This window comes from Candidatus Nitrosocosmicus sp. T, assembly GCF_054408485.1.
Genome location: NZ_CP166992.1, coordinates 2,548,014 through 2,573,311 on the forward strand (window position 1 = coordinate 2,548,014; position 25,298 = coordinate 2,573,311).

24 protein-coding genes are annotated in these 25,298 nt (G+C 33.5%); 12 read left to right on the forward strand and 12 right to left on the reverse strand.

Features of this window, described 5'->3' with window-relative positions:
• Positions 1 to 414: 414 nt before the first annotated feature.
• Entirely contained in the window at positions 415 to 996 is a 582-nt protein-coding gene (locus AB0A59_RS13120; protein WP_458744454.1) for a hypothetical protein, read from the reverse strand.
• A gap of 265 nt (positions 997 to 1,261) precedes the next feature.
• On the opposite strand from AB0A59_RS13120, the gene AB0A59_RS13125 reads away from it, so the two are divergent.
• Both AB0A59_RS13125 and AB0A59_RS13130 read left to right on the forward strand, forming a co-directional pair.
• Entirely contained in the window at positions 1,262 to 2,476 is a 1,215-nt protein-coding gene (locus AB0A59_RS13125; protein WP_458744456.1) for a Vgb family protein, read from the forward strand.
• 368 nt (positions 2,477 to 2,844) lie between these two features.
• Positions 2,845 to 3,678, forward strand: coding sequence for a DedA family protein (locus AB0A59_RS13130; protein ID WP_458744458.1), 834 nt, complete (start codon positions 2,845 to 2,847; stop codon positions 3,676 to 3,678).
• Positions 3,679 to 4,678: 1,000 nt separating this feature from the next.
• On the opposite strand, the gene AB0A59_RS13135 is transcribed toward AB0A59_RS13130, so the two are convergent.
• On the reverse strand, positions 4,679 to 5,179 hold the full coding sequence (locus tag AB0A59_RS13135; protein WP_458744460.1) for a DUF2299 family protein: 501 nt from the start codon (positions 5,177 to 5,179) through the stop codon (positions 4,679 to 4,681).
• Between the two features lie 445 nt (positions 5,180 to 5,624).
• Between AB0A59_RS13135 and AB0A59_RS13140 the strand changes: the two genes are divergently transcribed.
• Complete coding sequence (locus tag AB0A59_RS13140) at positions 5,625 to 5,867, forward strand: hypothetical protein (RefSeq protein ID WP_458744462.1); 243 nt, start codon at positions 5,625 to 5,627, stop codon at positions 5,865 to 5,867.
• 427 nt (positions 5,868 to 6,294) lie between these two features.
• On the opposite strand, the gene AB0A59_RS13145 is transcribed toward AB0A59_RS13140, so the two are convergent.
• Together AB0A59_RS13145 and AB0A59_RS13150 are read right to left on the reverse strand one after the other, a co-directional pair.
• Complete coding sequence (locus AB0A59_RS13145) at positions 6,295 to 6,753, reverse strand: M23 family metallopeptidase (RefSeq protein WP_458744463.1); 459 nt, start codon at positions 6,751 to 6,753, stop codon at positions 6,295 to 6,297.
• Between the two features lie 199 nt (positions 6,754 to 6,952).
• Positions 6,953 to 7,576: a hypothetical protein gene (locus AB0A59_RS13150; RefSeq protein ID WP_458744465.1), complete on the reverse strand. Its 624-nt coding sequence runs from the start codon at positions 7,574 to 7,576 to the stop codon at positions 6,953 to 6,955.
• A gap of 548 nt (positions 7,577 to 8,124) precedes the next feature.
• On the opposite strand from AB0A59_RS13150, the gene AB0A59_RS13155 reads away from it, so the two are divergent.
• Positions 8,125 to 8,289, forward strand: coding sequence for a hypothetical protein (locus AB0A59_RS13155; protein WP_458744467.1), 165 nt, complete (start codon positions 8,125 to 8,127; stop codon positions 8,287 to 8,289).
• 558 nt (positions 8,290 to 8,847) lie between these two features.
• Here AB0A59_RS13155 and AB0A59_RS13160 read toward each other — a convergent pair.
• Complete coding sequence (locus tag AB0A59_RS13160; RefSeq protein ID WP_458744468.1) at positions 8,848 to 9,012, reverse strand: hypothetical protein; 165 nt, start codon at positions 9,010 to 9,012, stop codon at positions 8,848 to 8,850.
• Positions 9,013 to 9,819: 807 nt separating this feature from the next.
• Between AB0A59_RS13160 and AB0A59_RS13165 the strand changes: the two genes are divergently transcribed.
• The gene (locus tag AB0A59_RS13165) at positions 9,820 to 10,710 is read left to right on the forward strand and encodes a M28 family metallopeptidase (RefSeq protein WP_458744470.1); all 891 of its coding nucleotides are present in this window, start codon (positions 9,820 to 9,822) and stop codon (positions 10,708 to 10,710) included.
• A gap of 408 nt (positions 10,711 to 11,118) precedes the next feature.
• Here AB0A59_RS13165 and AB0A59_RS13170 read toward each other — a convergent pair whose 3' ends face one another.
• The 3 genes from AB0A59_RS13170 to AB0A59_RS13180 form a co-directional block, all read right to left on the reverse strand.
• Positions 11,119 to 11,331: a dihydrofolate reductase family protein gene (locus AB0A59_RS13170; RefSeq protein ID WP_458744472.1), complete on the reverse strand. Its 213-nt coding sequence runs from the start codon at positions 11,329 to 11,331 to the stop codon at positions 11,119 to 11,121.
• Complete coding sequence (locus AB0A59_RS13175) at positions 11,267 to 11,662, reverse strand: dihydrofolate reductase family protein (protein WP_458744474.1); 396 nt, start codon at positions 11,660 to 11,662, stop codon at positions 11,267 to 11,269. Before AB0A59_RS13175 ends, AB0A59_RS13170 begins: the two co-directional genes overlap by 65 nt.
• Positions 11,663 to 12,310: 648 nt before the next feature.
• A complete protein-coding gene (locus AB0A59_RS13180) occupies positions 12,311 to 12,445 on the reverse strand; it encodes a hypothetical protein (RefSeq protein ID WP_458744476.1) in 135 nt (44 codons plus the stop codon).
• A gap of 151 nt (positions 12,446 to 12,596) precedes the next feature.
• Between AB0A59_RS13180 and AB0A59_RS13185 the strand changes: the two genes are divergently transcribed.
• From AB0A59_RS13185 to AB0A59_RS13195, 3 genes are all read left to right on the forward strand, one after another.
• Complete coding sequence (locus AB0A59_RS13185) at positions 12,597 to 13,163, forward strand: hypothetical protein (protein WP_458744477.1); 567 nt, start codon at positions 12,597 to 12,599, stop codon at positions 13,161 to 13,163.
• A gap of 100 nt (positions 13,164 to 13,263) precedes the next feature.
• Positions 13,264 to 14,691 carry an NmrA family NAD(P)-binding protein gene (locus AB0A59_RS13190; RefSeq protein ID WP_458744479.1) on the forward strand — a complete coding sequence of 476 codons (1,428 nt, stop codon included), beginning with the start codon at positions 13,264 to 13,266 and terminating at the stop codon, positions 14,689 to 14,691.
• 696 nt (positions 14,692 to 15,387) lie between these two features.
• On the forward strand, positions 15,388 to 17,244 hold the full coding sequence (locus AB0A59_RS13195; RefSeq protein WP_458744480.1) for a trypsin-like peptidase domain-containing protein: 1,857 nt from the start codon (positions 15,388 to 15,390) through the stop codon (positions 17,242 to 17,244).
• 436 nt (positions 17,245 to 17,680) lie between these two features.
• On the opposite strand, the gene AB0A59_RS13200 is transcribed toward AB0A59_RS13195, so the two are convergent.
• A complete protein-coding gene (locus tag AB0A59_RS13200; RefSeq protein ID WP_458744482.1) occupies positions 17,681 to 18,766 on the reverse strand; it encodes a class I SAM-dependent methyltransferase in 1,086 nt (361 codons plus the stop codon).
• A 401-nt stretch (positions 18,767 to 19,167) separates the two neighbouring features.
• Here AB0A59_RS13200 and AB0A59_RS13205 point away from each other — a divergent pair, with 401 nt between their 5' ends.
• Together AB0A59_RS13205 and AB0A59_RS13210 are read left to right on the forward strand one after the other, a co-directional pair.
• Entirely contained in the window at positions 19,168 to 19,539 is a 372-nt protein-coding gene (locus tag AB0A59_RS13205; protein ID WP_458744483.1) for a hypothetical protein, read from the forward strand.
• Positions 19,540 to 19,587: 48 nt separating this feature from the next.
• A complete protein-coding gene (locus AB0A59_RS13210) occupies positions 19,588 to 19,716 on the forward strand; it encodes a hypothetical protein (RefSeq protein WP_458744485.1) in 129 nt (42 codons plus the stop codon).
• Positions 19,717 to 20,010: 294 nt separating this feature from the next.
• Here AB0A59_RS13210 and AB0A59_RS13215 read toward each other — a convergent pair whose 3' ends face one another.
• The 3 genes from AB0A59_RS13215 to AB0A59_RS13225 form a co-directional block, all read right to left on the reverse strand.
• Positions 20,011 to 20,556: a hypothetical protein gene (locus AB0A59_RS13215; protein ID WP_458744487.1), complete on the reverse strand. Its 546-nt coding sequence runs from the start codon at positions 20,554 to 20,556 to the stop codon at positions 20,011 to 20,013.
• A gap of 497 nt (positions 20,557 to 21,053) precedes the next feature.
• Positions 21,054 to 21,257: a hypothetical protein gene (locus tag AB0A59_RS13220; protein ID WP_458744489.1), complete on the reverse strand. Its 204-nt coding sequence runs from the start codon at positions 21,255 to 21,257 to the stop codon at positions 21,054 to 21,056.
• Positions 21,258 to 21,751: 494 nt separating this feature from the next.
• Positions 21,752 to 22,180, reverse strand: a complete 429-nt coding sequence (locus AB0A59_RS13225; protein ID WP_458744491.1) for a hypothetical protein — start codon at positions 22,178 to 22,180, stop codon at positions 21,752 to 21,754.
• Positions 22,181 to 22,306: 126 nt separating this feature from the next.
• On the opposite strand from AB0A59_RS13225, the gene hsp20 reads away from it, so the two are divergent.
• Both hsp20 and AB0A59_RS13235 read left to right on the forward strand, forming a co-directional pair.
• Positions 22,307 to 22,882, forward strand: a complete 576-nt coding sequence (gene hsp20, locus AB0A59_RS13230; RefSeq protein ID WP_458744493.1) for an archaeal heat shock protein Hsp20 — start codon at positions 22,307 to 22,309, stop codon at positions 22,880 to 22,882.
• Positions 22,883 to 22,948: 66 nt separating this feature from the next.
• Positions 22,949 to 25,243 carry a CDC48 family AAA ATPase gene (locus AB0A59_RS13235; RefSeq protein ID WP_458744495.1) on the forward strand — a complete coding sequence of 765 codons (2,295 nt, stop codon included), beginning with the start codon at positions 22,949 to 22,951 and terminating at the stop codon, positions 25,241 to 25,243.
• The last annotated feature ends 55 nt before the right edge of the window (positions 25,244 to 25,298 follow it).

Genomic DNA, 25,298 nt, shown 5'->3' on the forward strand with positions numbered 1-25,298 from the left:
TCAAATACGAATATTATTATTTAAATAAACTAGTTGTTAGGATCTTAGTAAGTATGTATTTTCATACTTACTTACCTAATTACTTCCTTGTCATTATCTCCTGTACTTCAATAAGTGGTAGAGGAATAACGATGATGTCAAGTTATAATCAATATGAATGGTATATGGTGTACACATGTATCGAATACATCCCAAAGTGTTACTGCTATCTTCGAATATTTAGAAATTATAAAAATTAAAAAAAGCATGTCATTATCGAAGTATTTGATCCTGTAAAGATACAAAAGATCACAACCCTATCCGATACTCCAGAAATTACCTGTTTTATTGACTGCATATTTTCGTGGGTACATGATTCAAGTTTGAATATAATCCTAAATATCAAACACTGACACAAAAAAATAGTTTAATCTACTACCATTTAGGTAATAGATCTTTAATATGCCACATTGCAAAGATCCTTTTTCCCTCTCCTTCGTCTATGTATGATTCATAAACTCCTACAATACTCCTAAGCGATTCTAGATTTCCTGTTGCGTTATCATCAAAGAATGCAGCCCCCAGACTTATTCTAATGCCTTCTTCTGTAGTATTTGTTATGGCCCCAAAGGAATAACTAGCAGTCCCGTTTTGAGAAGAGGTAAAAAGTGCTCTACCAGTAAGAAAGTCTGTTCCATCCTCTCTTGAAACTTCTTTACCACTTCCAGAGGCCGTTATTTGCAAATTGTCTAAGGTTCCATTACCCTGAAATGAGTACACAGAACTGGCAGAAGCACTACTATTTTCAGAATCTCCTTGATTTTGACTTTTTGGAAATTCAAATTTCTCCGTATAGAAAGGTTTACCAAGAGTCAGATTAGAGTTTTTCACATCCATAAAATCCAGAATACTGCTTTCAATTTGTTGTTGTGAATAGCCCGTATTTCCTAACGAAAGTGTATAGATAGCTGTTACCATCATCACGATTACGACTAAAATTGCTGGTTGTTTTTTCATCAACTAAATGTAATAGAAAGAGTATATAAAAAACGACTTGTATTAATCATATCGCCATCGGCTGTATGGATCCAGCTATAGGGATTAAGTTCTTAGTGATAAGGGGATTCTATTACGTTGCCTAAACCTATTGTTATTTATGAATGTGAAGACATTAGTGTTTTAAGTCGAGCCCATTAGATCCATTATTAAACTAAAGACACAAGTGATTCAGAATTAGCACTTTAAATAACTTTTCGTGCATTCAATGAATGTAATAGGAACTATGTCTAATCGTTTTGTAATAATCATCATGCTATTTGTGGTAATATTCGGTGTTAGTTTTTTGAATATATCGTTACAAATCACGACTTTTGGATACTATAAAGAAAAGCTAATCGACGAGGATTATGATTACAATAAGGATATAGAGATTAAAAGTGATCAGTTGTCATCCTCAAACTACAGAGGCTATGGATATACTTTAGTATCTTCACCATTGATGGAAAATAACCAGAAGGTACTGAAATCAAATATTACCTCCACAGACTCAGACAATCAAAATATAACAATAAGAGAATACTCTGTCCCTGAAGGCTCAAGACCCCATGATGTAGCCCCGGCTACATCTATGGTTTATGTTACCAATAATGTGTCAAAGAATTTATTAAAGGATATCATTTGGTATACAGCACAGGCTTCTGGCGAACTTGGTAAATTAAATATTACTACTGGAGAGACTTCACATATTTTCTTAGGAGAAGGTTCGGCTCCTCATGGTATTATAGTAGGTCCTGATGGAGCACCATGGATTACTGATGGTGGATTAAATGCAATTGTTCGAGTAGATCCTTTTACAGAAAGTGTTACTGTTTATCCATTACCACAAGAAGTCGCATATGCAAATCTTAATACAGCTACATTTGATAATAATGGAACTTTGTGGTTTACAGGACAGAGTGGAATATATGGAAGGCTGTTTCCATCTACAGGAGCTATTGAAGTATTTGATGCACCTAGAGGCGCAGGTCCTTATGGAATCACCACTACACCAAATGGATCAGTATACTATGCATCACTAGCTGGTAGTTATATAGGACTCATAGATACAAAAACTGGAGAAGTAACTGTTTTGGATCCTCCCACTGCAAATCAAGGAGCAAGAAGAGTTTGGTCTGACTCTGATGGAAACATCTGGGTATCTGAATGGAATTCAGGTAAGTTGGGAATGTACAATCCTCAAATAGACCTCTGGAAGGAATGGAAATTGCCTGGGAATAACCCTAAACCATATGCAGTATATGTTGATACCAAGGACAAGGTATGGATAAGTGATTTTGGTTCCAATTCTATGTATAAGTTTGATCCATTAAATGAATCCTTTACCAAATTTGATATTCCTAGCCCAACAGCTAATATAAGACAGATTCTTGGGATTGAAGCTGAAATTTGGGGAGCAGAATCTGGAACCGACCGCCTGTTGTTGATAAGAACCGAATAACTTACAACCATTAACACACTGATAGACAAGTCATTCATATTTTGAGGTATTGTCTTTCAATATGAAAGGCAAAATCCTGTGATAGCAAGAATATAAACAAAAAGAAAACTACAAGTTATATTAATTCAAAAATAATTTGGTTTTCCAAGAAATTCCAGAAACAAACAATTAAACCATTCATGAAATAGAATCAATCGATTTTCTAGAAAAGTGCGTTAAAAAAGTCAATAAATGTATTTAATAATTTTTCAGTTTCAGATGAAGCTGTCGGATGAGGTATTGCTAATCTTCTAAATGATAAGTTATATTTGCACTTTGGTATAATTGTTTAGGCTTAATATTAGGATTCGAACTATCATTCCTTTGAATTGCAATCCATTAATTGGGCTACTAATGGGATGTTTTTTATTATTCTTTTTGTTGTTATTGCAAATATTTCACTGGTCTTATTCATAGTTTTATCTAATGAGTATAATCTTTTGATAGTATTTGAGAATGAGAGTAAATCAAATGTTCAATTGGCAATTCAAAATGGGAATCTAGATGCCTATTCAAATTATTCAATAGTAACTGACGTAGTAAATGTTACTACTACCTGGATAGATGAGTATGGATATGCCGGAGTCTTTACAGCAGCATTGTTAGAAAATTTATTTCCACCTATTCCGAGTGAATTAATATTTCCATTAGCTGGTATTACTGCTTTTACCAAGGATTTAGGGGTATTGGAAGGTGTAATGGGCATGTCTCTGGCAGGTGCAGCTGGATCAACTGCTGGCGCTTTAATAATTTACTATGTATCCAGAAGAATTGGTAGAGACAGAGTTCTTAAACTGGGAAAGCGTGTTGGAGTTGGAGAAAAAGAGTTAGAGAAGGCTGAAGAATGGTTTGAGAAGCATGGTCAGGCAGCGGTCTTTTTTGGAAGAATGGCTCCTGGAATACGGGAACTTATATCCATTCCTGCGGGATTTGAAAAAATGAAATTATCTTCATTTATTATCTTTACTTTTGCAGGATCCCTTGTATGGTGCTCATTTTTGACAACAATTGGATTCTTCCTAGGCGACGTATGGAGCAGCCTATATGATGAGTACTCATTTATTTTTGATTTAACGGCAATTTTAGTTGTAGGCGGAATCCTTGCAGGAATCGTTTATCGATACTATAAAAACAAAAGACAAAGATTAGATAATATGGGATAATTATTTGATACTTGTCGATACCAAAGATTGCATTTGCAGAAGAACTTTACCTAAACTGTACGTATATTCATTCCTTATAGTTAATCAATGCAACAATGGTACTACAACGGCAGTTTTAATTTCAAATGAACCAGGACAAAATAGATCTGAAGCACGTTACACATGAATTGGAATATATGGTATCAACGATGGGTCGATATTACTATCGATAGGTTTGAGCATGTTCCGGGATTGTAATGATCCATTAGTTAAAGATCAGAGAATCTACGATAAAAAGAAATATCAGAGTATTTATCTAATGACCATAGTTGAATCTTGTAGGATGATTGCTATAAGCCTTCTTATAAAAAAAGACTAATATTTCGAGCAATCTCATATTATCCAATGACTCTTAGGATAAAATGTAAACAATGCGGTTTTGATCATATTTCAAACATATATAGATTAGAAGAACACAATTTTCATAGAAACTTTTCGAATCTTGAAAGTTGTCCTAGCTGTGGATATGTATCTAAATGCGACGAATCAGATTATAAATCTTAATTAGTCAGAGTACAATTGTTGGCTTAATAGGCTATACCTATTGGATAATGGAAAAAAATAAAGATCTAAAAGATAAATAAAATAGCATGGACGAAATGTTACTAATTTCTTAGATATTTAACTTTTTTCCTAGATGTGCTTTGCAGTGTTTTTATATTTGCATGGCTATTCAACAAAAAGGAACTTATCATGATGCCCTAGAAAAGACAAAAAGTTTTCTAACATTAAATTTTCTTTGAAGAATTAGATTAACAAAACTAAATCATTAATAACGAATCAAAACATTATTTCCTATCTCTGTGTGTATGCGGATCCAATTTTGAGAATTATTGATTTGATTCAATCGACTAAGATTATTTGTAGTTAATGATTGAATAGGTGGGCATGAAATGCATTATGTATATGGGACTGTCACAATCTAAATTGAAGGTTGACGTCCTTAATCATGTAACAAATATTATGTAGGGTTTTTCAAATCTATCTTTTGATATAGAGTGTCAATGACTTTTATCGCATTTATTATGTTAGTAACTGCTTCGAAGAAAAGATTTTGATTAAATCCATCAAAATAAAGATTCTTACTTATGTCGATAGATTCTAAATCGTCAATATTGATTAGTGCTTTTCTATCTAAACTCACAGGATTACGGTTTTTATGGATGAAAACATACTGTAAATTCATTTGTAATAATGATAATTGCACATTGCTTAGTAATTCAAAACCAATGTTTTTAAGATTTGAAATTTGACTATTTGGTTGTTGATTGAATATATACGACGCTGAAATTTTGACAATCTCATCTTCATTCAGGATTATTATGTTATAGCCATATCTATCGTTGACAGTTACCTTTCCAACAAAATCAATTTTCTGAGATTTTGTTAGATCATGATCTGACTCTACCTTTAGTTTGGATAAATCAACCCATTTGTATATGTTATCCAGTATTTCTTGCAAGTTGAAATTAATATATACAGATTATTTTTAAAGATATTGATTTGGTGTCTGAACCAGAAATACGAAAGATTGTTTGTCCAAAGCTTATCATATTGACAATAATACAACTATTTATTATCTATTGAATTTTGATTAGTTTATGATTCTACAGGTCTAGGAGTACAATAAGGGAGATGAGCCATCTGATAAAGATATTCTGGAAATATTGTGAAATTCTGTCTAAAAGATATATTTCACACTGCGAGATACATCATTGGTCCTAGTAACAAATTTGATCAATTTACAAGATTCAATTTATAGTAAGGTATTATTGTGACACTTAAAATTGTGGTAACGGTCTTACAGCGTTTTACTCTTTATCTATGACGAACAAAAGAAGAAATGAAAGAAATCTCAAAGTCTATGATATTTAATATTTATACGATGTTATATAATCTAATTTGTGATGCCTAAGAATCAGAGTAACAAAGGCACTGATAACCGTTGTGACTATCTTGCTGATATTGCAAATAACTACAATAAAAATGAAAAATATTATGATGAATATGAGAGTGTTTTGGAGGCAACAGTAAATAAAGTGAAGACAGAAACTAAAGCAGTTATTTACAAACTCAAAGATGTTGACAAAGATTTGGGGCCCGAATATGGTAAAGAACAAAATAATCTGAAACTTAAAGGATACAGATGAGGTCTAATGAATTTCCTGGAATATTTATCTTTTCTCTTGGGTGTGATTTTAGCTATATTTTTTATAATATGCATCGCGGTTCAACAAATGGTAACTTATCATAGTATAATACAAAAAGCAAGAAAATTTGCTAATAATAAGTATTCTATGAATGATTAATTTAATTAGCCTCATTATAAGAAACAAGTAATTGGATGTCATAGAATAAGTATTGAACGCTTTTGATAACCAGGGTCATTCTTCGGCTGTCTAAATATCAAACCATAATTACAGCTTCTTTAGCCATGATATTTCCTATGTGTATATGACATTTTCTATAAATCGTTTGAAATTTCTTGTAAGATTTTATCCCTTCAGACTAATACTATATGTTAATGATTCTAGATGTACCTAATTTTTATTCTGTTCTATTTTTATTAGAAACGATTTAAAAAATATTTCTAAAATTTTCAATCTCTAATGTTTCGAAATCTGTCCAGATATTATATCCTGTGTATACATATACTTGAAAGTGCAGGTGTGGGGTATACGTATATCCTGTCATTCCAACTTTGGATATCTCTTCACCGGCATGAACCTTTTGATTTAATTCGACCTTAGAGCTCTTGTAATCTAGGTGATCATATCGAGAATATTCACCATTTGAATGTTTGATTGCAATAAAATTAGTATAAAACCAGTATGATGCATCAGGACCTCCAACATTAGAGTCATCCTTGATATGAGTTACAACACCGTCTGCTGCTGCTAGAACGGGTGTTCCTTTGGGAGCAATAAAATCTACAGCATTCTGAAGCTTACCGACATGAGCAGGAGAAGAGTGTCTATCAATTCTCTCTAACATTTCTCTAGGTATAGGGATTGTGTATGTATTTTTTGTCCTCATCTAAAAAAATATTCACCTAACATTTAATATGATTTAATAAACTATAATAAGACTATCTTTACCTATGTCGCAATAAAGAATTCCATTGGATCATTACATCCAATCAGTTTACCAAAATGAAAAACGCTGAAAAATTCGAACTCAAATTGATCGGATTATTGGGAAGATCCGGCTACAGATTATTTTTCTTATTTCGTTGTTAATGGTTTGTGGACTTTGTGGTAGTAGTTGATGTAGTAGATGTGTTTACGTTTGAATCGGCTGTTACATCTTTAACATCTGCTGCTATTTGTCTTGAATTTTGCTCAAACGTTCTTGCGGCGTTTACTCCTGTGTTTGATATGTGTCTTGCAAAATCTTTTGTTTGTTGTAGTACTGGTTTCCATGCATCAAGGGTTGAGAAAATAACGTTGTTTGAAAGTCTAATAGCTGATACGGTATTGTCTGCAACAGTACTTACAAATCTTGTATAGGCATTAATTGCTGCATCAGGAGAATAGAAGTTGGTAACTAATCCATTAAAGGCTTCATTGTATGGCCTCCATGCTGATTGGAGTGAATTGACGACTTCTTTTTGAGAATCTATATATTCTTCTGATATCTCTTTTGCAGTTTGTAGTGATTGTTCTTGATAACTATTTACAATACTATTAATTCTTGGAATTTGGTTTCTTGATTCATCTATTGATTTTTTAATATTATCTTTGGTTTCATCAAATGATCTGTTAACTGATTCATTGAAATCGATATTATTGTTATTGTAATTATTTTGTTGGTTGGTATTATCTGAATAATTTTGATTGGTTGATGTTTTCTTTGACATAGTATCTGTTAGTTAGCGTACTATATAAGCACTGGTATTAAACGGTTTTTAATGCCAAATATAGACAACATATGACTATTATTGGCATATTGCTACGATCTGCTTCTGAAATCTATATTCGAGACTCAGAAGTACAGCAAAAAGAAAGCTCACATTGCTCGGGGATATAATCTATTGATAGGCTTATATCAATGGTGAGAGGATGGTAGACTCGCAAGGAGCATGCATCTGTTCAGAATCCAACTTAATATATAGTTATTAGTAACAGTTCTCATCCTTGGGGATACAATTCAAGGTTGAAGATAATCCAGTATCTACAAATTGATAGTCAAGATATTAAAGGATGCAATATCTCCTAAACGGTTCTGCTTGTTAAATAGAGTAAATCTCTTTTATGTACAATAGATTGGATGACTGATTTCAATAATTACAAAAACTTAATAATATGTCAAATGACATTTTGAATAAATTTTACTAAGGTTTATAATAACAAAACGAATATTTTCGGTGTGTCCGGTATTGATAGATGTTGTGATGGTATGAATCATATGATTGAAGATGGCGTGATGGGAATATCTAACAAAAATAATAGAGTGTGGTTGAAGATTTTAAAACATAACGGCACTAGTGATCTGGAACCCTATAAAGGATTTATAGACTACAACGAGATAACAAATTGTCCATTCTGTGGAAAAACGATTCAAGTTAGTTGATTTGAGCATGGTGGTAGGACTATGACCGGTGGGCTTTAGAACGACTACTGCATTTTGGTAAGAAATTCAAATCATCAATATTTATACACTCGTCATCAGATATTGAAAATTCATTGTCGATTACTGACTCTCTGACAATAACTTTTACTCTATTTCCATTTTTGTTCACATAAAAGGAAATTCTTCCAAAAATAATTAAACGAGTAAGAATGAAGATTGAATGAATACCTTGGTCTTTGAACCCTAAGTGAGTTATAAATCCACTATTATCTTTCACAACACAATTTATTTCATACTCCTCCACACTATTTCAATTACAATTGATTAGATGAGATGTTATTATTATTTTTTCTATTGTTGTATCTTAATTTCAGAATTTGGCAAAGTATTGAGAATTAAATTATCATCCTAATTCATGGGAATACGATTCAAGGTTGAAGATAATCCGCTACGCAAGAATATTATGTGATAAAATCTTTGATGATTATTTTATCACTTTATTACACATCGATTGTCAAGGGATTCGTCTCGATGTATGATGGACATTTATACTAAAAATCATCCTATCAAATGCTTACCAGTTCCACAGGATTGACAATAAAAATCGTCTCCTTCTATACAGCCATCTAAGGAGTAAAATTTAACACATTTACTACAAAATACAAAATTAACTAGATTGCCATTCTTGTCTCTGGCTTTTAGCATTTCCTCTGTAAGCTTCATATATCGCTATCACTAACAAGTTAAATCCAAATATCAAATATATGCGATCTTTAGCCTATTTGTCTTATCTTCTTGCATAAATATTTACTACATTTATGTAATAGGTTCCTTGATAATCTATTAATCGACCAATAGATGTTGTGAGTAGCATATTTACAATATAGATTACAAATTTAGAATGTCCATCCGCAAATACAAGGTATTTTTTCTACGTTGAATTGCTCTTAATGATGAGACCATATAAAAATATCTTGAAGTATAATGAAATCTGTATCCACGCCAGGTAGTCATAAATTAGTCCCTTCAAAAGATAATGTGGATAAACGAACAACTCAGTTATTAAAAGCTAATTTCCTAAAATAAAAACTAAATCACATCGTTTTAGATTGGTTTCAACAATGATAACAAAGTGGAACAAGTTAAAGGACAATTATGATAAGTATTTTTATATATTGCATTTAATTGTCAATTAAAGGAAATTAATTTATGCTAGATTAATCATAAAGTGGTGTAAATAAAAACTAGAGAAACGGAGAAATTGTTCTAGAAACTATACGCAGTGGTCGATATCAACATGATGAATCATAAATCTTTTCTTTTAGTCGATAACAGTATAACTTGATGGACAGAAATAAGAATAACGATACAATTGTAAGACATATTATACTAAAAATAAGATATACATCTGATCGATTTCCTAGGGCTTTTGAAATGTCTAGGATACAAGAATTAAAAATCTGTCGAATGAAAGTAAACAAGTTCCTAAGAGAAACTTTTTCAGTAATAGTCAAGAATTGAACATGGATAATGAATAAACCGAGTATACAATCGATATTAGAAGAAGTATCGACAGAAAGGTTAAAGCAATATCTGAATAGTTTATCTAATTTCCATACACGGCATTCTAAATCACCTCTTCTAAATGAGGCAGGTGATTGGATAATGAATGAGCTTCGAGGATTTGGTTACAAGGATACTTTTTATCATTTCTTTAAGTCAACCATTGATAATGAAGAGTTTGAACTTAGAAACATAGTATGTAAGAAAGATGGAATTGATAAAAAATTGATCCTGGTTTGTGCGCATTATGATTGCATTATGGAACGCAATGAGGATTCAGTTAGTCGTGCACCAGGAGCCAACGATAACGGTAGCGGTGTAAGTGCCATAATTGAAATGGCCCGGGTATTGGCTAATGAAAATCTCAGACATTCTATCCAGTTTGTTTTCTTTTCAGGAGAAGAGCAAGGTTTGTTAGGCTCTAAAAGTTATGCTAAATACATCAAGGAGAATGGCATGGATTTGTATAGACTAGTCAATCTAGATATGATTGGCTATCCATCTTTTGCACCTAATACAGTAATTATTGAAAGAGATAATAATACCGATGTAAAGCATAACCAGGTCAGGGAAAACGATATTGAATCAATTGAATTTGGAGAAATGATGAAAGATATGACCTCTGCCGTTGGTCTGCAATTTGATCTCGATTCCATTTATGACAGTGACTATGAACCCTTTGAAGCAAAGGGATACGTGGTAATTGGTGCTTATGACGGTTCTGCAGATTCAATAAAGAATCCTCACTATCATTCCTCTTCAGACATGCCTGAAAATATTGATTGGGATTATTTGACTTCAGTTACTAAGTTGGTATTGGCAACCGTTCTAAAAATAGATTCTATCAACAGTCACTGATACATACAACTAATAATAACAGTTTCATATTTCTATGACAATAAATAGACCTGACCACGTAGCGACTCGAATGTTGTCTTTGAGACGGGGGTTCCACCAAAGACGGTTGCATACTGATAAATAGAGTATTTAAAAAGACGATTCTCCTTGGACCGAGCACGTGTAGATACTGTTCAACGTTGAATATAATCTAAATACCAAAAAACATCAAACTCAATATTATAAAGACAATTTCCCACTCCTTAAATCAATCTTTAGTTTTCAGATATTCAAACGATAGTTTTACTTGTTTAATAAATTATACAATTGGCTAAATGCACTAACTACAACTAATTTTTTCCTTCATCTATTGATATATCTTACTTTCAATTTTTCTTTACCTCATAGTGGAGCAAAACCAGACCATAGTCAAACACCTTGGATTCGATCAATGTAAGTTTTTGGATCTCTCAATTCTTTGAAGATAGTCTTTCCGCTTCCAAATACAATAGGAACAACTAACAAATAGAATTTATCTACTAGTTTTTCTTTAATCAAGGAAGAATTGAACGAGGCATCACCATAAACTAGTATGTCCTTCCCATCTTGTCTCTTTAACTTGGCAATTTCGTCTGAGATCACCTTTTGCAATTTGTGTATTTATCCAGTTTGACTTGTTTAGTGTTTTCGTAAAAACAATCTTTGGAATCTCGATCATTTTTTTAGCAAATGTATTCCATGGGTCACCAGGTTTGTTCATCCTATCAGACCAATGTGAAACAAAGACATCAACCATTTTTCGTCCCATAATAATGGTATCAACCGAATCTGCTATAGTGTCTATATATTTCATGCAATCATCATCGCAAACTAACCAATCCATTTCATTGTTGGTTCCTGCGATACAGCCATCAACAGAGATATCTACCTGTAGTTTTAATTTTCTCATTACTTTGTTATTACTGTTATTCATCTATGTTTCCCTATTATTTTCATCTAGATGATCCCCTCTCTCTTCTGATTAATTCCATCGATTCAAAAAGACATTCTTGAAAATAAGGATTGGTCATAAGGATTGGAGCATAAAGATGCATAATAAGTATAAAAGGGATCAAAAATATATTAGAAATACATAAAGTCGCTTAATTTTATTTATGCATATTGTTGAATTTTGAGTTTTGAGTTTTGAATTTCTGACCGTCAATACTTTGATAATACAAAATGCATTAGATTTGTAACTTCCAGAGAGGTTAAAGAAGAAAGCAATACAACCCTCACCTATCTCTGAATATTTTATCTCCAGTCGAATACATCAGTGGGACTAAGTTCCTTGTGATAAAGGGGTTCTGATGCATTCAGACTAAAACCAACTACTAAATCTTATAAATTAATTTGATTATCAAGACATGACTCAGTAGTCGTTATTTAAGGATATCAAACCTCTAAATTATCCTCCTAACCTTCCTTTCAAAGTCGCTTAAAATTACTATATAATTGAGGGTATAATTTAGAAAAATACTATAGCAATCAAAAAAAATTAGAGATTAAAATTAGTCATCTTTTACTTCTTCTTTGAACTTTTCCTTGTCGTATTCTGTACCCACTTCTTTATCGGGGTCTTTTACTTTGTTTTCCATTGCCTTGGCACCTGATTTGATTTATCTCCTGCTTCATCTAAGCCGCTTTCAGTATCTTCAGCCGTATCTCGTACATCTTCTTGAAGATCGTCTTCTCTGTTAAGTGGTTCTTGGGACATTGTAATTGTTAGTGTAACAATCTATTTATCTTATATCAAAAAATATTTTTGATAATGATTATTATGTGGATAATTCTGACTCACTTTTTTTGTTAGGCACCATTTCATAATTTTGAAATTGGTTAAATATCTGTATTTGAATTCATTCATTATGAATTCAATAAATCTACATGAATCTCCTAAAATGTTTATTCTTTATTGTTCTTTGGCAGGCTTTATTGCTGCTTGGGGAATCTCGGGACTATTGGTTAGTATCGACTTAATCTCCCAAACACCACCTGGTTCTTTTTTTGGGGTAATAGGGATATCCCTTGGGTATTATGATCCTGTTACTGCTCAGCTTATTGGATTCGGATTGCATGTCTTAACTGGGACTATAGCAGGAAACATATATGGACAGATATCCTTATTTTGGAAACGCATGTCACCCTATAGCACTAAGCATGGACTAAAAACTGGAATGATTGTTGGAGTAGTGTTGTGGGCTGCATTGTTTGTTCCAGTTGCGTCGCTAACTATCCAGCCCATGCTAGATTCTTTCAACAGAGGAATTAGTCCAAATCAATATGTTTATTCAGCTGCCTCTAACTTTAATGGGCTATATAGTATAACCATAGTTGGATCCTTAATATTTCACTTGATCTATGGAGCATTGCTAGGATATATGGCGGGCCGGATGATGGATATCAAAGCATTTGTATATCCTAAAGCCGTATGATGGAAAATATAATCTAATCCATTTGGAACTATATTTTTATAGATATTATGACCAATGACATTTTTACAATATGAGGTAAGGTTAGAGAGGACTTTTATAATTGGATAATGAATCACAACCCTTGGACAGAAACAGCAACGATTTTAAAATTTTGGTTACTGGTGCTAGTGGATTTATCGGAAGTGGATTGCTAAAGCAATTAATAAAAATCAATGATGAAAATAACAATACTAGGAACCGTCACTTTTCGATTCTATGTATAACACGTAATAAAAAATCTTTTGATACCGATCAACTAAAGAAAAATGGGAATTCGGATATAGAGGTCATTGAAGGTGATTTAAGCTATTATGAGGATTGTTTAAAGGCTCTAAAAGATGTAGATATAGCATATTATCTTGTTCACTCCATGGAGGGATCTTCAAAGAACTGGAAAAAATTTTCAGAAAAAGAACAAAAAACTGCTGAGAATTTTGCAAAAGCAGCAGACAAATGCGGTGTCAAAAGAATTATCTTTTTAGGTGGTTTAACATACGGAAAAGAGTCCGAACTTTCTCAACACATGCTCAGTAGGAAACATGTAGGAGATATATTAAAAAAATCAAATTCGAAGGTGACAATTTTTCGAGCTGCCGTTATACTAGGAAGCGGGGGAGGTTCTTTTGAAATGTTAAGGTATTTGGTCGAGAGATTACCCCTAATGATCTGTCCTAAATGGGTATTGACTAAATGCCAGCCAATATTCATAGGCGACGTTATAACATACCTTTCTAGATCAATTGAAACACCGCAAACCGAAGGAAAGACATTCGATATCGGCGGTCCAGACATACTAACGTATAGAGATATGATGAAAATTTATGCTAGAATCCTTGGTAAATCCATTAGAGTCTTGATTATTCCGTTTCTTACCCCACGACTTTCATCATACTGGGTTGACTTGGTTACTCCAATAAAAGCATCGCTGGCTAGGCCATTAATTGATAGTCTTAAACATGAAGCAATAGTTAAGGATGATTCAATCAAGAAAATTATTCCAATAGAATTAAAATCGTTTGAAGATTCATTACGGTATTGCATAAATGAAGAAGATAAATACAAAAAGAAGAAAGATAAGAGTCTAATTAAAAAAGAGCGGACTTCTATGTCTGCGAACTACAAGATCCTTTTAGTTTCATTATTCTTGCTTTTGGCGATAGGCACAACGTACTACTTTTTAGATGATAGAAAACAATTTCTAGAAATCTTTTGGCTCCTCATTGCGGGTATTTGGTACCTACTTATCTTTATTGCAATCTATTTTGTGCGTTTTGGAGCTAGGCTTGGTGCACTAGTAGCAGGCATTCTGGGATGGGGAAGCTTGGCATTTTGGTTACTTGATAACTTTCACATAGTTTCTGGATACTCTATTATAGGAGAAAGGCCTGATAACGATGAAGTTTGGCGAGACATCATAGGAATAATTATAGCATCCTTCACTATCATCTCATCACACAACATCTTTAATAAAATACGGTTGCATGGCTAATGTGATAAGTCAGGAAATCGTACTAGAAGAGATGGTATAATATTTTTTATTTGAAAATCTACTACGGTGATACTAGGTAATAGAACCAATTTTATAATGTTGTATAATACGAACCTAATTAGCACTAGTTTGATTGTTTAGTATCGCGTTAATATCCTAGCAATTGGATATTAAAATTATGGCTTTTATTCGAATTAAAAAGATAAAGGGTTATGATTATTACTATCTAGTAAGAAGTCAATGGGATCCGGTTAAAAGAGATCTACTCAGCACATTATCAAATATTTAGGCAACGCTGAAAATATCAATATCCAAGATATTCCGGAAGAACACCGGGACAATCCAAAAGTATTATCTTTACTGGTCTTGTTCAATGATTCAGAAGAAAAAAGGTCAACACATGATTGATTGAAAAATCAAGTCTGTGAATTTATAAAAAATGGTCCGCAATACGTCCTTAGGGATACGGTTCAACGTTGAATACAATCTAAATATTTAGTTTGACATACATCGGGAGTGGGGCTCGAATTCATATCGTGTACTTGCGGATTCATCTATATTAAAAATTATTAATAGATGTATTTTTATTTATTGAATCCAGTAGAACATATTCGAGATATAAGATTTCATTAAATGGACATAGGTGTCAGGCGGGTCCATACATTTTAAATACAATATTTAACAACCTAATATGTTATGCTATTTAATACAATGACAAATGATAAAAGGAAATTTCTTTTGTTCTCTACTATATGTGTAGTAGCATTGTCTTTGGGTTTCAATATAATACTGAATACAATTAATTTGATTGTTACTGGAAATTATATCTTTGTTAGCGCTTTTGCTCAACAGGAACTACCAAATATACCTAAAAATGATAACAGTTTTACAAATACAAATAATAGTATGTCATCGTCAGGTAATAGTCCGGGTAAACCTTCAGAAGAGGGCTTAATTAAACTATACGATAAAGTGGACCACTCTGTAGTTCAAGTGACGCAAAATTCAAATTCAAATATACCGGGCATGTCTCGACTAGGTTCAGGTTTTGTATATGATAAAGAGGGACACATAGTTACCAATTACCACGTTGTGGCCGGAGACAATATCAATAAAGAGTTTGACATAACATTCACTGATGGATCCGCATATAAAGCTGTAATTGTAGGTGTGGATCCTTACGCTGAAATAGCCGTTTTAAAGATTCCCTTAGAAAATAATACCCAAGTGAGAGAGAAGCTAATACCATTAATGATAGGCAATTTTTCTGAAGTAAGTGTAGGACAAAGGGTTGCTGCTATCGGTAATCCCTTTGGCTTGTCTGCATCTATTACCGAGGGGATAGTGAGTGGTCTAGGAAGAACACTTCCTGCTCTACCTTCTGAGATTGGTCCAATACCTCTTGTTGAAGATACACCTGCTTTTTCCATTCCAAATATTATACAAACAGACGCTGCAATAAACCCCGGAAATTCCGGTGGTCCCCTACTAAATATGAGAGGTGAAGTTATAGGAATCAATACGGCCATTTTCTCTTCTACAGGTGTGTACTCAGGAGTGGGTTTTGCCATTCCCTCTTATCTAATACAAAAAGTAGTACCTTCCCTTATTACTATAGGTGAATATCAACACGTCTATTTGGGAGTATCTGGAACTGATTTAGATGCAGACATTGCAGAAATAATGAACCTTCAGAACACTACAGGGTTTCTAGTAATACAGGTTACTTCTGGCAGTCCTGCAGAGAAAGCAGGTATACATGGAGGAGATGTAATAACAGAAATAAACGGAAGAGAGGTAGAGCTGGGAGGAGATGTAATAATAGGAATTGATGATAAACCTATTAGAAAAATAGACGATTTACTATCTTATCTAGATAGGGAAAAGAAGGTTGGAGAAAATGTCACTCTTTCAATTGTAAGAAATGGACAGATACATAAAATAGATTTAACCTTGGCGGCCAGACCTTCATCTACAGATTTAGACAGTGAGATTATACAGGAAACACAAGAAGTAGGTCCTACCCTTGGTATTACTGGAATTAATGTTACACCTGAAATAGCTTTACAAATGAACGTACCTTCTAATATTACTAATGGAGGAAAAGGATTCTTAGTAATTGACGTCCTAAGGAATGGTTCGGCAGAGAGTGCTGGGATTAAGGGAGGGTATATTGCCTCAAATATTGGTGAAAACAAAATAGAACTTGGAGGAGATGTAATAATAGGAATCGACAACACCACAATAGGATCGGTAGATGATATAATAAAAGCACTTTCTTCAAAACGGGTAGGAGATAGCGTGCAACTCACAGTATATCGTGATGGCAGCACACTAAATATCCCAATTGTATTAAAGAATGGAACTCAGCCGGATTTAATAGACAATACCATACCTATACCTCCACCACCTACTTTTCCTTCCCCGAATATTCCGGGAGATCCTTCTCCATTCCAACCGTTCAATCCATTTAATGATTTTGGTAATGGTATCTACAATCAATGTGTTGATATAATGGGTAAGGATACTTGTGATAGACTATTTGGAAGATAAGAAATAAAGGTTTATTTTTACTACAGCACCCTTTTTTTGTTTGGATTTTAACAAATACAAATAGAAAGGGCTTACTTGGTCTATGGGAAAGACAAATATGGGAAATTATATCTAGTTTCTAAGTTTAGCCAATGTGTCGAAACATTATCTGGAGAATATTATAACTCCTCAATTTCAATAAATCTGATAAGGATCTGAAGGTAGATAACACATTCTATTTTTTGTTTATTGTTTAAAATTGCCTCATAATAATGAAAATTATGATAATTCTAAATATCATCTACGTCCGTTGGGATTAAGTTCCAATTGATAGCATAGTTCTAATGTAATTTAATGATGTCACATCTTTTAAACTTAAATGTATAAATCATTTCTATAAAAGTTGTATATGTATTTCGTAACGCATGATCAATTCTAAAATACATATTTTATGGGATTAAGTCTTTTTGACTAGATAGTAGTAATTAAGAATATCTCCATCAATTTGTTTGATGTCAATTGATCCTGAAAAACCAGCTTCTTTTAGTTTTTGTTCCGCCATCTGTCGTCCCCAAACTGTTCCTAAACCCTCTCCATCTTGCGCCAATGAAACAGTCATACAGTGCATTGTTGAGAATGTATAAAGAGTAGGCGCCAAAGGGTTTTGTATGTTTTCTTCTGTATTACTTGAAGCAGCAATGTCTTGCATTAAGAAAGTTCCATTCGGTTTTAAGGCGTTATAGATTTTTGATAATATAGCCGTAGGATGAGCTTGATCGTGTATAGTATCAAAGGCGGTAATAAGGTTAAATTTGTTAGTATCAGTTAAGCTATTGACATCTCTAACCTCCAATTGAACATTGTCAAGTTTCATTTCTCTAGACTCCTTTATTCCAGATTCTATCCCTTCCTCTGATAAATCATATCCAACAAACTCGCTATTTGGAAACGCTTTTGCCATAAGATTTAGAGCATGACCACGTCCACAACCTATATCCAGGACAACGGCTCCGTTTTGGAGATTTTTAATTACATCCTTTCCTGTTAAAGGTATTATCTGGTCTATCAATCTCGAATCAAATACTCTAGAGGTTTCTTCTGCTTGAAGTGACTGAAAACCAGGGTACTCTGAATAGGGTACGCCACCTCCATTTCTAAAACAATCTACAATCTTGTCTTCAACTAATCCCATTAGAGAAATATATTGAGAAAAGAGAGCAATATTGTCAATTCCTGCAGATCTTGTTGTGAATGCGGCATGTTCAGAAGGCAAAAAATATCTTTTTCGATCAGGATAATAATGAACTATACCTCCAACAACCATTGCTCCCAACCACTCCCTTGTATATCGTTCATTGAGATGTGCTTTCTTTGCTATTTCCTCTGATGTGCTTGGGATGTGTAATTCTGACAAAGTATCAAATAGACCCGTTTTGTGACCAATACTAATCATAAGTGAAAGGCTACCCCCATTGATTATTTCTAATAGTTTTCCAGCAAATGCTTCAGCTTTGACATTATCAAACCCAGATTTCTCTACCATGAAAAGTGATTTTCCACTAAAATATTAAAGAATTGTTATTGTTATCAATCTATTAGATGGCCTTTTGCAAATGATGGCCATTTTGAAAAGATAATATCAATATTTATCGTCTGCTCTATTCAGCGTATTTAAATGGATCATGGTTAGAGTCATTAGGGTCACCAACTGTAGATGTTGGTAAGAATATAATGTAGTTTTACGAACTTTTCTCTTCATTAAACTTTGAATTTAAATAACTTGTTTCATTGGTAATAGTTCCCAGCTGTAGGGAAATGATTCTATATTGAATATAATCATAACGTACGATAACGGAAATCAGAGCGTAGATATTGCATTAAAGAGATGACATCATAACTTTAGTAGGAACAACCAAATGTTAGTTAAGTGGATTGGGATCAGAAATGGCAAATACTAATAGAATACTCCTATATCTGGGGGCTGCAGCATGTACCGGTATAGCTGGAATTTTACACCTCATGTTAGTTCCAAGCTCGATTATGGCAGGTATCCAATACACTACTTTTTTTTTGATTTCTGGTCTATTACAGCTCTTTTGGGTTTTACCGATGGTAAAAAGATGGGGCAGGATTTGGAATATTATCGGATTTGCGGGTACGGCTGTGTTAGTCGGTTTAACTGGTTACGTTATTATTGAATCGGTTAGGAATCCGCAATTGACACCACCTGGGGTACTTGAACTGGCAGTTGCAACAGAAATATTTCAGATATCATATGTTATAATTACTGCAATAATTATATTTGTCAGAAGATGATATTTGAATATCATCACTTGACCTGAGTGATGAGTAATAGGAGTTCAAATGCAAGATGGTATTCGCGAAAGTTATGATCCAATTACTTTACCATCTGAAGCATATCTAAATAAATCAGTTGCTCAAAATACTTTCCAAGTTGGAAGCAGATGGGATCCTTCAGAGAATACGAGGTAAGCATACCATTCGATTGGAGTTCCCAGAATTACATTCTCGTAGACGATCAAAATCTGAAAAAAGACCGGGATTGCATATAATGTATAGATTTACAGATAGTGTAAAAGGGTAACATAGAATACGTTAACCTCTTTGTGCAGTAAAGAGAATTATCCTTGAATTGGTCAATCCTATAGTGTAGGAAATAAGTATATCAAACAGTAAATAATAATTTGGAGAATAATGATTTAAGTTTATTTAAAAAAAAGATAATGATCTTGCTTAAATAAAGAGGTAATAAACCCAAAAAAAGGGTTATTTGCACAGTTCTGGGGCTTCTACACAGATGAGATGCTGAGTTCCATAGATTGGAGTAGTTCCAAAGTGATTATTAGTCGAATTGCCATCAACAGTAATGGCTATCGCACTTTCATCTAGTAACTCTATTTGTGTTGGCACATTTGAAACTGGTCCGTCTTTAAGCGTTACTGTTGTTGTTCCATTGAGCATCGTAGAGTTTGAACTGCTATCAACAACCGGGCTACCCGATAACTTGAGGTCATATATCGAGTGAATATGTTCGGCTGTACCATCTATTTTAGTCATATAGAAAGAAGCGTTAAAAGCAGGAGAGGAGGAATTAAATTCGGTAAATTTATACACTCCACCTAATACCCAGGCAGGCTCCGTTGTATTGCCATCATTTGAAGTACTTGTGATACCTCCTTTTAGGACATTTGAGTCCGTATTCGAAGGATTTTGAGCAAAAACCTGATTCAAATTAACAGCCACTACTATCAAAGAAACAGAAACTGCTAACAAAAAGATGGTCTGAATCAATCTATTGGTGATTTTCATCATAATTTATCTAAAACCCTGGTATTTAAATTTCATTAGTAGGGAATAGTTTGTTTTGGTCTAATATCACAAGCTTTGGCAATTAAAGAATATACTGAAAGATATGCTTGATTAACTCGGGGTAAGTCTTAATAGTGCAGTCTAATCAGGTCAATTTGAAATTGAATTTTTATAGCAATTATTATTTAATTCATTAGTTACAGTTTTCATCCGTGGGGATTAAGTTCATGCTGGTAGTAGAGTTCGGTCAACCTTCCTGTAATTCGGTATACGCCCTTTCTGGTAACTTTGATTAAGTCTGTGGCTACCAATATCTATTAATCCGATATTAAAGGGCAAATTATTGCATAATCATTATTTGACAGTAAGAAACAGAAAAGATAAGAGAGAAAGAAAGAGGTAATGGGCTTTGTAAATTACCTACCTTCATTACTCGAGTTTAGATTACAAAACTAAATCTAATTAAAAAAAATTGTTTATTTTTTCTAAAATAATTTTAATTATTGAGTAGTTGAATTACCACCCATGCTGGTAGAATTGTCCATCGTCATGGTCATATTACTATGATCCATTGGCATTGTTGAATTATCCATTGTCATTGACATGTTATCTTGTGCTACTACTGGTGTTACCATTGCTATTCCTGCAAATAAAGAGGCTGCGGCTATGATACTTAAAACTACAAATACATTGAATTTATTCATGCAAAGTACATTTAATTTTATAGTATATAATATTTATTTTAGTATTAGTATATTATACTGTATTAATTTTATAGTATATATTATCTTGTTAGTATCAGTAAATATATTAATTTTTATGTATTAAAAAAGATTCATAATTTAACCTTTTTTTGAGAAATCGATATATAGACACTGCTTCTTTTTTTGTTCTTGGGTATCTGGAAGAAACACATGGGATCTTTTTTGCTTTGAATCTTTCACATATTCCATTGCAGCTCATGATTCATCCATCTCCCGAAAGTTGATTTATAGAAGATAGTTTATTCTAATTACTATAGTTAAGGCAGTTATAATAGTGGTACCAATTTCAGAGATCTGATGAGGAAGGCTTTTTGTACAATATGTTTTGATACGCCTGCATATAATTTGTTTGACAATCATACACTTATTTTGAATGTTATGAACGGTCATTTTGACTCACAAAAGAAAATAAAGAAGTATTTACACATGATCTATTAGATCATTTTATTTAATAGGAATGCCTTACGTATCTTTTCTTTATCTATATATGGAAGTAACGCTTTGACAGCCATAAATACTGCTATACCTCCTAATACAGATAGTCCAAAGGCCATCAGAATATCGTTTGTGGACAGATTATGTAACTCAGGGACACCATGTCCAAATGCTCCAGGAGTCAAAGCTGCCTGGACTTTGGAACGCGCTACCTCTAACGATTGATACCATGGATCAGTAGTTTGTAATTGTATCTGTAAGTGCTGCGCATACGCTGTCTTGCCTCTGTTAGGTATTGATGCCATAGGAAGCAATCCTAGCACTGAGACAAAACTTACCAACAACAGTTTGGGCAAAGATTTTACTCTCTGGACTATTTGATTTTGACCTCTGTAGATGATTTTGGTTACAAATTTTTTTGTATTCATAACTTGATCACCATCTTATTTCAGTTCATCTACTGTAATTTATTTTTTACTTTATTGTTTTTAATACATAAATGTTAGAAAAAAATATATTTGTAATATTTCTAACAACTATACAAGGTGGTTTGAATGTATGAGTATTGGGATAGAAATAGAGACATAATACCAAGGAGAAATTCATTCAAAAACTTTTTTGAGGACATTGATAGAGAGTTTGCGCAAGCTGAAGAAATGATAAGCAGAGTCTTTAATACGGCAAAGGATTTGGGTCCTATGACTATTGACGCATTTAAAGAAGCATCAACATTTCCATATTATTATGGATACCAAATAACTGTAGGACCAGATGGTAAGCCTCGTGTACGAGAATTTGGAAACGTTAAACCTGGAGCTCGAGGACTTGTAGAGCAGTCAAGTATTAGACAGCCATTAGTTGATACAGCAGTCGATGAAAAGAATAATACCTTAACTATCACCGCAGAAATGCCAGGTCTAACCAAGGAAGATATCAAAGTGAATACAATAGAGAATCTTTTATCTATTCATGGTGAGAAAGGAGAGAAAAAGTATCATACGGAAATACCTCTAAATGTCGAAATAGAAGCTGACTCTGCCAAGGCTAATTACTCAAATGGGATACTAGAGTTGAAGTTAAAATTAAAGACACAGGCAAAATCAGGTGGAAAAGAGATCAAAATAGAGTAATGTAGCGCACAAACAAAAAATCCTTAAAATTTTTGTCAAAATGATTGGTTGAGGTGATAATGAAATATGGTTGATGTCAATAATAAAAAAAATAATAATAATAATAATAATAATAAAGATCCAACAATATCGCTAAAAATTGCTGAAACTGATCCGAAATTTGTAGGAAAGGGAATGGCTTTAGTGGATCCGAAGGTAATGGAAAGGATGCAATTAAAGCCTGGAGATGTCATAGAGATTATTAACAAGAAAAATAAAAGTACCTATGTTTTGCTTTGGTCAAACCCTCATGCTGATTACGGAAAGGGGCTCATAAGAGTAGACGGTTATACCCGTAACAATATAGGTGAAGGAATTGATGATCGTGTAACCATTAGAAAGATTGAAAATATAGAAAAATCAGAGCAAATAATACTTTCTCCAACAGAAGAACTCAATATAGTGGGGTTGGAAGAGCATCTACCTGAAATACTTGACGGAAGAGTAGTAACAAGAGGTGACATAATTCCTGTAAATATAATGGGAAGAAAAATTGGATTTGTAGTTAACAGTATAAGCCCTATTAATAAGGTTACTATAATAGATTCACATTTAACTGAATTTATTATCAGTACCATTTCAAAAGAAACATCAAAAGGTGTTATGCCTAGAATAACATATGAGGATATAGGAGGTCTTAAAAACGAAGTACAAAAAGTTAGAGAAATGATAGAGCTTCCTCTAAGACATCCCGAAATATTTGAAAGAATAGGAATTGAAGCTCCGAAGGGTGTTCTTTTATACGGGCCACCAGGGACTGGAAAAACACTGTTGGCCAAGGCTGTAGCTAATGAAACAAATGCAAACTATTATTCTATTGGTGGACCAGAAATAATGAGCAAATTCTATGGCGAGTCTGAAGAACGGTTAAGAGAGATCTTTAAACAGGCTGAAGAAAATGCTCCTTCAATAATATTTATCGATGAAATCGATTCAATAGCTCCAAAAAGAGAGGAAGTCTCTGGCGATGTGGAAAAAAGAATTGTGTCTCAATTATTGACTCTAATGGATGGATTAATGGCTAGAGGAAAAGTAGTAGTAATTGGAGCCACAAACAGACCTAATGCTATTGACCCAGCATTAAGAAGACCAGGAAGGTTTGACAGAGAAATTGAAATAGGGATACCAGACAAAGACGGAAGATTTGATATTCTTCAAATTCACACGAGGGGAATGCCATTAACAGACGATATCAACCTTGAACAATTTGCCAAAGTAACTCACGGATTTGTTGGAGCGGATCTAGAATCCTTATCAAAAGAAGCTGCCATGAGGTCACTTCGAAGAGAACTTCCTAAAATAAACATGGAACACTCAAAAATACCAATAGAAATCCTTAACAAAATAAAAATAACTAATGATGACTTTGAAGACGCATTAAAGGATATACAACCTTCTGCTTTACGGGAAATTCAGATTCAAAGACCTAATGTATCCTGGGAAGACATTGGTGGGTTATCAGATGTTAAAGAAGAATTGTCTCAAGTAGTAGAGTGGCCCATTAAGTATCCGGATCTGTTTACAGAAGGAGACGTTAAACCTCCGAAAGGCCTATTGTTATGCGGGCCTCCAGGTACTGGAAAGACGTTGATAGCAAAGGCTGTTGCAACTACTTCAGAGTCCAATTTTATCAGTATCAAGGGTCCTGAATTACTATCCAAATGGGTTGGAGAATCAGAAAAAGGGGTAAGAGAAGTATTTAGAAAAGCAAGACAGGCAGCTCCTTGTATTATTTTCTTTGATGAGATTGATTCTATAGCTCCTAGAAGAAGTAGTGGATCAGGATCAGATACTAATGTTACTGAAAGAATAGTGTCTCAGCTATTGACCGAAATAGATGGTCTTGAGGATTTGAAGGGTGTTACCATAATCGGTGCTACAAATAGACCTGATATAATAGATGAAGCTTTGCTGCGTCCAGGGCGATTTGATAGGATAATAAAAGTTCCTCTCTCAGATAAGAACGCAAGACTCCACATACTGTCAATATATACAAGGAAAAAGCCATTAGACTCGACATGTGATCTCAACAAAATAGCCGAATTAACAGAAGGATATACCGGCGCGGATATAGAATCACTAGTCAATGCCGCAGCAATAGCAGCTATCAAAGAGCACATTTATTTGATTCAAAAATCAAAGGGCACTAACGTAACTTCGGAAGTTAAAGAGAATAATAATAAGAAAACATCAGCAGTAGCAGTAGCGATAGCAGATAATACTACTTCAAAACAGATTGGATTAAGAATAGGTATGAGACATTTCGAAGATGCGCTGAAAAAGGTAAAGAAAAGAGAAACATTATCTACTTTTGTTAAGTAGACTTTTATTTGCCCATTCATCTATTTCACTTTTTTCATTTCCGATTATTGTACTT

Excerpts from the sequence above, each read along its gene's own strand:
- AB0A59_RS13120 (WP_458744454.1), bottom strand. The coding sequence starts at position 996 with ATGAAAAAACAACCAGCAATTTTAGTCGTAATCGTGATGATGGTAACA.
- AB0A59_RS13125 (WP_458744456.1), top strand. The coding sequence starts at position 1,262 with ATGTCTAATCGTTTTGTAATAATCATCATGCTATTTGTGGTAATATTC.
- AB0A59_RS13140 (WP_458744462.1), top strand. The coding sequence starts at position 5,625 with ATGCCTAAGAATCAGAGTAACAAAGGCACTGATAACCGTTGTGACTAT.
- AB0A59_RS13145 (WP_458744463.1), bottom strand. The coding sequence starts at position 6,753 with ATGAGGACAAAAAATACATACACAATCCCTATACCTAGAGAAATGTTA.
- AB0A59_RS13150 (WP_458744465.1), bottom strand. The coding sequence starts at position 7,576 with ATGTCAAAGAAAACATCAACCAATCAAAATTATTCAGATAATACCAAC.
- AB0A59_RS13155 (WP_458744467.1), top strand. The coding sequence starts at position 8,125 with ATGATTGAAGATGGCGTGATGGGAATATCTAACAAAAATAATAGAGTG.
- AB0A59_RS13160 (WP_458744468.1), bottom strand. The coding sequence starts at position 9,012 with ATGAAGCTTACAGAGGAAATGCTAAAAGCCAGAGACAAGAATGGCAAT.
- AB0A59_RS13165 (WP_458744470.1), top strand. The coding sequence starts at position 9,820 with ATGAATAAACCGAGTATACAATCGATATTAGAAGAAGTATCGACAGAA.
- AB0A59_RS13175 (WP_458744474.1), bottom strand. The coding sequence starts at position 11,662 with ATGAATAACAGTAATAACAAAGTAATGAGAAAATTAAAACTACAGGTA.
- AB0A59_RS13180 (WP_458744476.1), bottom strand. The coding sequence starts at position 12,445 with ATGTCCCAAGAACCACTTAACAGAGAAGACGATCTTCAAGAAGATGTA.
- AB0A59_RS13185 (WP_458744477.1), top strand. The coding sequence starts at position 12,597 with ATGAATTCAATAAATCTACATGAATCTCCTAAAATGTTTATTCTTTAT.
- AB0A59_RS13195 (WP_458744480.1), top strand. The coding sequence starts at position 15,388 with ATGCTATTTAATACAATGACAAATGATAAAAGGAAATTTCTTTTGTTC.
- AB0A59_RS13200 (WP_458744482.1), bottom strand. The coding sequence starts at position 18,766 with ATGGTAGAGAAATCTGGGTTTGATAATGTCAAAGCTGAAGCATTTGCT.
- AB0A59_RS13205 (WP_458744483.1), top strand. The coding sequence starts at position 19,168 with ATGGCAAATACTAATAGAATACTCCTATATCTGGGGGCTGCAGCATGT.
- AB0A59_RS13210 (WP_458744485.1), top strand. The coding sequence starts at position 19,588 with ATGCAAGATGGTATTCGCGAAAGTTATGATCCAATTACTTTACCATCT.
- AB0A59_RS13215 (WP_458744487.1), bottom strand. The coding sequence starts at position 20,556 with ATGATGAAAATCACCAATAGATTGATTCAGACCATCTTTTTGTTAGCA.
- AB0A59_RS13220 (WP_458744489.1), bottom strand. The coding sequence starts at position 21,257 with ATGAATAAATTCAATGTATTTGTAGTTTTAAGTATCATAGCCGCAGCC.
- AB0A59_RS13225 (WP_458744491.1), bottom strand. The coding sequence starts at position 22,180 with ATGAATACAAAAAAATTTGTAACCAAAATCATCTACAGAGGTCAAAAT.
- hsp20 (WP_458744493.1), top strand. The coding sequence starts at position 22,307 with ATGTATGAGTATTGGGATAGAAATAGAGACATAATACCAAGGAGAAAT.
- AB0A59_RS13235 (WP_458744495.1), top strand. The coding sequence starts at position 22,949 with ATGGTTGATGTCAATAATAAAAAAAATAATAATAATAATAATAATAAT.